Here is a 251-nt window from a genome sequence, read left to right as displayed (position 1 = left end):
GGCTCCACGGTCCTGCCGCGCACGGTGTCGCGGGGAGCCGCGTCGGTGCGGTGCCAGTAGGCGGAGCCGTCCGCGCGTACGGTCAGCCAGAGGCCGTGCGTGGGGACACCGGCTGTGTCGGCGGGGGCGTCCGTGCCGTCGCCGAGCGGTCCGACCGCGCACAGCGCGTCGGTGCCGATCTCGTGACTGCCCTGGCCCAGCCGCCAGGTACGGCCCGCTCCCGGTCCCGACACCGCGTGCAGTTCGACCAG

1 protein-coding gene is annotated in these 251 nt (G+C 76.1%); it reads right to left on the bottom strand.

Annotation, left to right across the window (positions count from 1 at the left end; all coding sequences use genetic code 11):
- On the bottom strand, positions 1-251 hold a 251-nt coding region (locus tag GT042_RS30570; RefSeq protein ID WP_161311936.1), incomplete at both ends, for a hypothetical protein.

Source organism: Streptomyces sp. SID3212, assembly GCF_009865405.1.
GTDB lineage: Bacteria > Actinomycetota > Actinomycetes > Streptomycetales > Streptomycetaceae > Streptomyces.
Note: the sequence above shows the minus strand (reverse complement) of the source record. Positions and strands in the feature narration are given on the sequence as shown.